The sequence below is a fragment of the Pseudovibrio sp. POLY-S9 genome (genome assembly GCF_001431305.1).
Classification (GTDB): Bacteria; Pseudomonadota; Alphaproteobacteria; order Rhizobiales; family Stappiaceae; genus Pseudovibrio.
In genome coordinates this window covers 25,229-33,436 of sequence record NZ_LCWX01000237.1, presented here as the reverse complement: position 1 = coordinate 33,436, position 8,208 = coordinate 25,229, and the positions used below count along the sequence as shown (strand labels likewise).

At 49.8% G+C, this 8,208-nt stretch carries 7 protein-coding genes; 5 read left to right on the top strand and 2 right to left on the bottom strand.

All coding sequences use genetic code 11. From position 1 onward, the window contains the following. The 5 genes from PPL9_RS33665 to PPL9_RS24285 all read left to right on the top strand — a co-directional run. A partial coding sequence (locus tag PPL9_RS33665) for a multiheme c-type cytochrome (protein WP_208989597.1) occupies window positions 1-1,581 on the top strand: 1,581 nt, incomplete at its 5' end. Next, on the top strand, window positions 1,581-2,399 hold the full coding sequence (locus PPL9_RS24300; protein WP_057465137.1) for an FTR1 family protein: 819 nt from the start codon (window positions 1,581-1,583) through the stop codon (window positions 2,397-2,399). The genes PPL9_RS33665 and PPL9_RS24300, both read left to right, overlap by 1 nt. Beyond that, a complete protein-coding gene (locus PPL9_RS24295) occupies window positions 2,383-3,774 on the top strand; it encodes an FAD-dependent oxidoreductase (protein ID WP_057465136.1) in 1,392 nt (463 codons plus the stop codon). Before PPL9_RS24300 ends, PPL9_RS24295 begins: the two co-directional genes overlap by 17 nt. A 10-nt stretch (window positions 3,775-3,784) precedes the next feature. Beyond that, a complete protein-coding gene (locus PPL9_RS24290) occupies window positions 3,785-4,342 on the top strand; it encodes a hypothetical protein (protein WP_057465135.1) in 558 nt (185 codons plus the stop codon). A gap of 1 nt (window position 4,343) precedes the next feature. Beyond that, window positions 4,344-5,669, top strand: coding sequence for a hypothetical protein (locus PPL9_RS24285; protein WP_057465134.1), 1,326 nt, complete (start codon window positions 4,344-4,346; stop codon window positions 5,667-5,669). A gap of 127 nt (window positions 5,670-5,796) precedes the next feature. Here PPL9_RS24285 and PPL9_RS24280 read toward each other — a convergent pair whose 3' ends face one another. Further along, a complete protein-coding gene (locus PPL9_RS24280; protein ID WP_057465133.1) occupies window positions 5,797-6,204 on the bottom strand; it encodes a hypothetical protein in 408 nt (135 codons plus the stop codon). An 89-nt stretch (window positions 6,205-6,293) separates the two neighbouring features. Further along, window positions 6,294-8,208, bottom strand: a 1,915-nt coding sequence (locus PPL9_RS33660) for a calcium-binding protein (protein ID WP_208989596.1), incomplete at its 5' end; no start/stop codon positions are given.

The following is an 8,208-nucleotide window of genomic DNA, read 5'->3' as shown; positions in this document are numbered from 1 at the left end:
AAAAAGTTTGACCGTGCCACGATTGGTCACGACAACTTAAACAATATGATCTCCGGTAACTTCATCGGCGACTACTTGCGCATCATGCAAAAAACGCAAGGTGGTATGGGCCATGACGACCGTGATGGAGCCTTACAGATCAATCCAGATGAACCATCAGAACCGGTCAAACGCGATATGGAGGCTCTGCAAGCTTTCATCACGTCACGTGGAAACTTACCGCTGAATGCAAGTTGGATACGCCTTGATGATGATCGTAAGGTTCTACATGAGAAGGATTGGGTGAACTCAGCCGCCTGTGCATCCTGCCATTCTGACATGTTTGAGCAATGGGCAGATTCAAACCACCGTCTGATGGGAGAATCTAACCCATACTTCATGGTCGTGAAATCCGTTGCAGAACAGACGGAAGGTAAGGACTTCGGCAAATGGTGCCTTGGCTGTCATGAGCCGCAAGAACAGTTCACCGAGCCAAAGGCGGTTCCGCAAGAAGGACATATGTTTGAGAAAGGCGGCGCCAGTCTCTTTGAAGCCCTTGAGACGGGCGTACCGGATTCAGATGAAGGCACGGGCTGCTTATTCTGCCATCGTATCACTCGTATTGAAGCAGCCATGGGGCAGACAGCAGGTACCAACGCCAGCTTTACCGTCAATGTGAAAGATAGAGAAAAGTATATCTTTGAAGACAACGACAATGCACTGCTGCACTGGGTGGGTAACCGTCAGATCAACGCCAAGCCCGAAGTGCATGCAAAGTCGTACTCTCAGCCATTTTACAAGGATTCTGCTTTGTGTAGCACCTGCCATAATGAGGTGGCTCCAGGCACAGGTAGTGTCATCGTGAACACCTACGGTGAGTGGGAAAAATCCTCCTACAACAATCCAGCTGATCCCTCCAAGAACCGCACTTGTATTAGTTGTCACATGATGGCAGACGTGCAGAAAATCGGTGAGAATGTCCCGGGCATTTCTACAGATGGGGGCAAGGTGAAAGAGAATGTGGTGACACATCAATTCACGGGTGCCAACCACCATCTTGTCGGCCTGCGCAATAAGAAGCTCTCAGACATGAGCATTGAGCTTTTGCGAACTGCTGCTGAGTTGGAAAGCCACATCGACGAAAACGGGAAACTGATCGTTCGTGTCAAAAATGTTGGAGCAGGGCATGCCTTGCCAACCGGTGTTGCTGACTTCCGGCAGCTTTGGCTGGATGTGACCGTGAAAGACGCAAGTGGCAAGGTTATTCTGGAAGATGGCAAGATGGATGATAAGGGCGTCGTACCAACCGATACTCGTATGTTCCAGAAGGTCTTTGGCGACAAGGATGGCAAGCCCGTCGGCCTGCTCTTCTGGCGTTATGAAAAAATGCTGAAAGATACCAAGATCCCAGCGAATGGTTATCGGGATGAAGCCTTTGCATTGCCAAAAGAAGCTACTTATCCGCTCAGCGTGGAAGTAAAGATGATGTTCCGCATCTATCCGCAGTGGGTGACCGATGCAGTACGCCAATCCTACCCAGATCTACCAAATCCAGAAGCTGTTGTTATGGCTGAACTTACTCAAACACTGGAGCGGCCATAATGTTTGCCAGTTTTCTGATCACATTTCGCGAAGGGCTGGAAGCCTTTCTGTTGGTTGGCATCATCCTGTCTTATATGCACAAACTTGGTGTGCGGCATTTCAACAAATACGTCTATCTTGGTGTTGTACTTGGGTTGATCGTATCACTGGCGTTGGCCTTTGTTTTCCAGGTGGTGATTGACCAGTTTTCCAATCAACACTATCAGCACCTGCTGATGATCTTCATTCTGCTCTTTGCCACGCTGGTACTGAGCTACATGGCGATCTGGATGCACAAGCAGGCCAAGGCGCAGGTCGACAATGTCAAAAAGAAGCTGGAGTTCCACATCTCCTCCGGCAACCTGTGGGGCAAGGTGTTTCTTGCGTTCATTGCGGTGCTGCGAGAAGGGTTTGAGACCGTATTGTTTTTCTCTGCTCTCATGTATTCAGGGCAGGGCGTGACATTGGAGAACGGTCTGATTGGGGCAACTATCGGTCTCGTTGCATCCATCCTGCTAGTTTGGATTATGATGCGCGGCACCCGCGAAATTCCTATTGCTCCGTTCTTCAAGTACACCAGCTTGCTGATCATTATCATCGCAGCCGGCTTGTTCTCGTCTGCCATCAATATGCTGCAGGCGATTGATGTTGTTCCGATTTTGATGGAGCAGATCTTCAACATCTCGTTTATTTTGGATGATCAGGGCACCATTGGCACTTTCATGCGGGCGTTGTTCGGATATAACGCATCTCCAACGCTAATCCAGTTTACAAGCTGGGCGCTTTATCTTGGACTATTCCTAAGTTTCTGGAGCCGCGGCTATGCTCAAAAAGCCTGAACATGTTTTGGTGTTGGGGGCGGGGCCTGCTGGTCTGACAGCAGCAATCCGCTTGCTGGATGCTGGTATTCAGGTCACCGTGCTTGAACAGGCTTCAAAAGAGGGGGGCCAAAGCGGTACAACAACGTTTGAAGGTCGCCATGGGACCTATCGCTTTGACTACGGCGGCCACCGCTTTATCACTCACAACTCACAACTGCTAAAATTGGTCGAAGAGCTGGTTGGCGATGACCTGTTGACCAGCCAACGCAAAAGCGTCATTCGCTTTCAGGATCGTACCTACGATTATCCATTAGCCATGGGCAACATCCTGAAAACGGCGCCAACCTCATTATTGGTTGGTGCGGTAAAAGACTTGGCACTTCTGCCATTCGGTAAGCCCAAGGACGATAACTTCGCAACTTGGATTACCAGTCGGTTTGGTAAGACGCTCTACAAAAATTTCTTTGAAGGATACACAGCTAAACTCTGGGGTATTGATCCGGTCGACCTGTCCGCAGACTGGGCTGGTCAGCGCATAAGTCTGTTGGACTTGAAAGATGTTGCCAAACGCCTTTTGCCAATCGGGAGCGACACTCCGCGTACTTACGCCAGAAACTATCGCTACCCTAAGCATGGATTTGGTTCCATTTTTGAGCGCATGGCCCAAAAGGTTGAAGCGCTTGGCGGCGAGATTGTCTTTGATGCAGCTGTCGATGGTTTTGACTTCGCGGCAAATAGAATTAGTGCCGTGAAAGCGGGGGGCTTGTCCTACCCGGCAGATGCTGTGCTCTCTACGCTCTCTTTGCCTTACATGGTGAACATGACAGGTGGCGAGAGTGCGTTAACATTCAGAGGATTGCGGTTCTTTAATATGCCTCTTGAAATGGACAACCTCTCAGAGTGCACATGGCAGTATCTGTCAGATCCCGACATAATAGCAACGCGATTGCAGGAGCCAAAACGACGCTCGCCGTTCATGGCTCCCAAAGGGCACACCTCTGCGATGTTAGAGATCCCATGTGATCCGGGGAGCGGGCTGTGGGAGATGGACAACCAACAGATGTTTGCTCAAGCGTGTGGTGTCTTGAATAAGCTTGGCATCAATAGCGCAGCAGCCACAGGTGAATTCTTCTCTACTTATCAGCGGCAAGCCTATCCGCTGATGACAGTGGGATATGAGAAGAACCGTGCTAACGCAATTGCCCACCTCAATCAGTTTCAAAATCTGATCCAGTGTGGGCGGCAAGGTACCTTCCGCTACATCTTCACAGACACCTCTATGGAGATGGGGCAGATGGCTGCTGATGCGTTGATTAGCGAAAAGGATCAGCGCACTACCATCTATGAGCATCGTAGTGAAAGAACCGTTATAGAAACGGAAAGTGTGGCTTAGGAGACCAGTCGTGGTGAGAATATTTTATGCATTGCTTATGTCTTTGCTTATTACTGATCAGGCGCATGCTTACTCTTATGCTGCTGCTGGCAAGGAACCTCTGATTGATGCGCGGGAAGCCATCTATAAAGCTGTGAACGCCTGGGACTTTGAAGCAGCGAAGTTAGCTGCCAACGAGATCTCAGAGGAACTTGCTTATTTGACGACTGATTATGACAGCGGGCTCACTGAAGCATTTGAAAAGGCCTTAGCCTCTCAAGATACAGCGACAATCGCAGTTGCTATCAATCGCGTTTTTGTTGCGGAGATTACCCGTCGTTTGCAAGCAGGTTCCGAAAACTTGAAGGACTATCAGACCGCTAAAGTTCTTGTTGTCAAATCAAAACGCTTCTTCGATGCCATGGCAGGGGAGTTACCAGGCAAACGACGTCAAGCTGTAGATGAAAGCCTTCGCCAAGCACTTGAAGCCATTGGGAATCCTGGCGTGTTTGGGGTTGGTAAGCGAGAAGCAGATCCTGCCGCTTACAATGCAGCTGTTGAGGACATCTTAAAGGCGTTGGCAAACTAGTATGTTGCGACTTGGCTGGGGCGCAGCTCTCTTTTGCTACGTGACTTTATCTATTTGGTTGCTCCGCCACACACCAAGCATCCCAAGTGATGACGCCTATTTCTTTGTTAATGGCACAGTTCGCTTCAGTGTGCTTGAGTTCAGGCCACATTTTCCGGGGTATCCGGGATTTATAGTGCTGAGCAAACTGCTTGTTTTGATCGGCTTGAGTGCGAAGCAAGCAGTCTTCTACCTGAGCCTATTTTCTGCACTGTCTTTACCTCCTCTTGCAGCATGGACTACCCAAGCCTGGGGAGCATCTCATAGAGGTGTGCTGCTGGCCTTCTTCGCAGTTTTGACGCAGCCTTTCCTTCCGCTTGTCGCATTAAGTATGATGAGTGATGCAACAGGTATTGCATTCTTTCTTGCAGCCTTGGCTTTTATGGGTAGAGGCAAACACATCAGGGCAGGGTGCTTTGCAGGGTTTGCCCTAGCCTGCCGGCCATCTTTCATTGTTCCAGTTGCTCTGGCCTTAATCACTGAATGGTATTTGAAAAAAGATGCCCGCACAAAGCTCTTTATAGCAAGTGCGGGCATACTGCTCATATTCTTCGGAGGAGTATTCCTGCTGGAAGGCGAGGCTTACTTGATTGAAGCGCTGCGGTTCACCGAAGGTCATTTCACTGTTTGGGGTAACACATCGTTTGAGCAAACCTTCGAACGTGAAGGCTGGTTGGATGCCTTTGAAAAAGAACCCATAGCTCTCGCAAGCTTGCTCTTACTTCTCCTCATAGCTGCCCTTGCTTTCCTAACCCGCCCCAAGCTCACACCCTTGCTGATAGCAGCAGCTGCTGCCGTACTCTGGACACTACTTGCCCAAAACCCCGAAAACCTCCGCCACGTGCTCCTACCTGCAATTCTGTTGGTGATTTGGTTGGTGTGTTCTGCTGACTGGTGGGCAAAACCTGCTTTGGTTCTTGTCATCACTTTGCAGCTTGGCATCTGGCCGCAATTTCTAATCAAGCCCGTAGCTATCTCACCTCTCAAGCAAGCAGCAGACTTTCTAGGACAACAACCAACCGGAACTCTCGTTACAAATAGAGGCGTTTTCTTTCTTCGAGCCTCATTACCACAACATAAGATTCACGATGCATTCTTTTCTGACAGTGTGGAAGTTTCTTTAAAAAGCCAAAAGAGTGAAACAATCTGGAGTTTAACTGGATCTCTGTCCATGACCGATGCCCGGTGCAAATCAGAAGAAAAGTTTACTGCAAGAGTACCCGGAGAAACGGCGTTGAGTTTACAGACAAGATGTCCATTGCATCAATGCATCAACTTAGCGGAGTAATTTATAAAAGGTTAGTAATTTAGACTATGCGTACGTAACTGTGATCGGAAAATTTAGAACTATTAAAACTACGACAACTTACCAACTCTTCTGTGATGCTATCCGTTTATTTAAATATATTGTTACATCAATACATAGCTCTGTAAAGCATGATGTCCAATGACTGGCCGGTCTTCATCTTCGTGCTGCCTTGGGCGAGGAGCCAGCCGTCGGGACGTTGTAGTTGGGCTATGATCCGGAGTGTTGGTGACGCCTGAACGTTTGAGGGGCGAGCGACGGAAAAGTCAATGGCTTTTGATTTGCCTGAGCTATTGAGATGGGTCTGGATGGTGAGTTCTCGTGTACTGTCTTTGATGGCAGTGTCTTCAATGTAGATTTTGATTTGGCCCTTGGGAATTTCTGTATCGCCTGCGAACGTAAGGGTGCCGCGAATGTCTGATGCTTGTGCTTCGGTGGTCTTAGAGAACGCATCGGTTCCAGCGGCCAGTAGACCGGCTGCCAACAAAGCTGCACTACGATTGATCAGAGGCTTCATTCTTTTCCCCATCGGATTGCGTCATCAGAACAGTTTAGGTGCATAAAGATAGCAGGAGGGGAGCAAGAGAGCCCCCCTCCAGTAAGTTATCAGACGATAACGAAGTCATCTGCAGAAAGTGACAGACCAGTCTTCAGCTGTGCAAACTGAATTGCACCAATGTCTCCTGAACCATCTGCATCATACAACAGAGCACCGCTGTCGGTATCGTAGATGATGCGGTCAGCAGCATCCTGGCTAACACCTGCAGCACTCATGTGGAATGCAGTCAGATCAAGAGCGCCAGTGCCGCCCAGTTCAGCAAAGATCCCATTGTCGAGAAGGATCAGATCCTCACCAACACTGAAGTCTTTGATCTTGTCGACATTGTCGTTGCCAAGCTCTGTTGAGAAGCGGAAGGAATCTTCACCAGCACCACCAACCAGAATGTCAGCACCTAGGCCGCCGTCAAGGAAGTCACTACCTTTTCCGCCGTAGAGCTTATCATTACCAGCTTCACCCGGCTGAATTGGCTCAGGTGGGAATTCAACGGATACGTTGAGTTTGTATGTTGAACCCTCTGGCACTGCTTCTGACCAACCATCACCTGGAACGTCCGGTGACCATGCACCCTCCAGAATGTAGTAGGTACCGGTTTCTTCAACAACGAAGACTATGCTTGAATCACGGTTGCTTGTAGAGCCGGGATCTCCGCCACCATCATCGTTCTGGGTGACAATATTTCCATCAGCATCGAGCAGTCTGACCCAGCTGTCATGGACGTTTGGATCTGCAATACCGTCGATGTCGACGGTAATAGTCGTACCTGCAGCAAGCTCGATACCATAGTATCCACCCTGACCATTTCCGGTCGCATTAACTGTTGTATGAAGAACAGTTGTTGAATCGAAGATGTCAGGATCTTCTGTCAGAGAAAAGTTATTGGAGATATCGAATGCAGTCGCGATTGAGTTGTTCGTCGCATCCGAACCAAGCGTCGCGTACCCTGTACCCATGCCTGGGCGTGGGATAGGTTCACCTTGATCAGCGAAGTCGCCGAAGAGGACATCATCGCCTTTGCCACCACGAAGAACATCGTTGCCACCCTGACCAGTCAAGGTGTTAGCAGCGTTATCACCCTTCATGCGATCATTATGTCCAGAACCTGAGAGGTTCTCGATCGAGATGTAAGTGTCACCTTCTGACTTGCCGCGTCCCAGATTGAGATTGACACCGCTGGTTGCGACGGAATAGTCCGCAGTATCACTGCCGCGACCACCGTTCAGGATGTCAGCACCTTCGCCACCGGTCAGAATGTCGTTACCTGAACCGCCAGAGAGTTCGTTTGTCTGGTCGTTGCCAATGAGGTGATCATCGAAGAAAGAGCCAACAACGTTTTCAACGTCAACGATGATATCATGCCTGATGACTGTGCCTCGTCCTACAATCTGGACTGGACCATCTGCGTCACCACCGCGTGCTGTGCCGTTGGCAAGGTCAACCGTCACTCCCTCAGAACTTCCAGAGTAAACGACTGTGTCGATGCCTTCGCCACCGTCAAGATAATCCTGACCGGAACCGCCGATGAGCGTATCATTGCCTTCATCACCATACAGCAGGTCACCGTCGTTGCCGCCGTCGAGGATGTCATCGCCGCCGCCGCCGTTGAAGACATCGCCGCCACCACGACCCCAGAAATGGTTGTTGTCGTCTGTACCTATGAAGCGGTCAATACGGTCATCAGAGCCGATCAGATTTTCAATGCTATAGAACGTGTCACCTGATGCAGTACCACCGCTGGCAACATTGGTCTCAAGGTTGACAAGCAGCTGGAACGGACTCTCATGGCTGTAGTCCACTGTGTCAACGCCGTCACCACCGCGGAAGATGTCAACACCATCTTGACCCATCAGTGTGTCGTCGCCGTCGCCGCCATCAAGGATGTCGTCACCAGCACCACCAAAGATGGTATCGTTGCCGCGACCACCATAAAGCACGTCATTTCCGTCATCGCTTTCAGTCTGA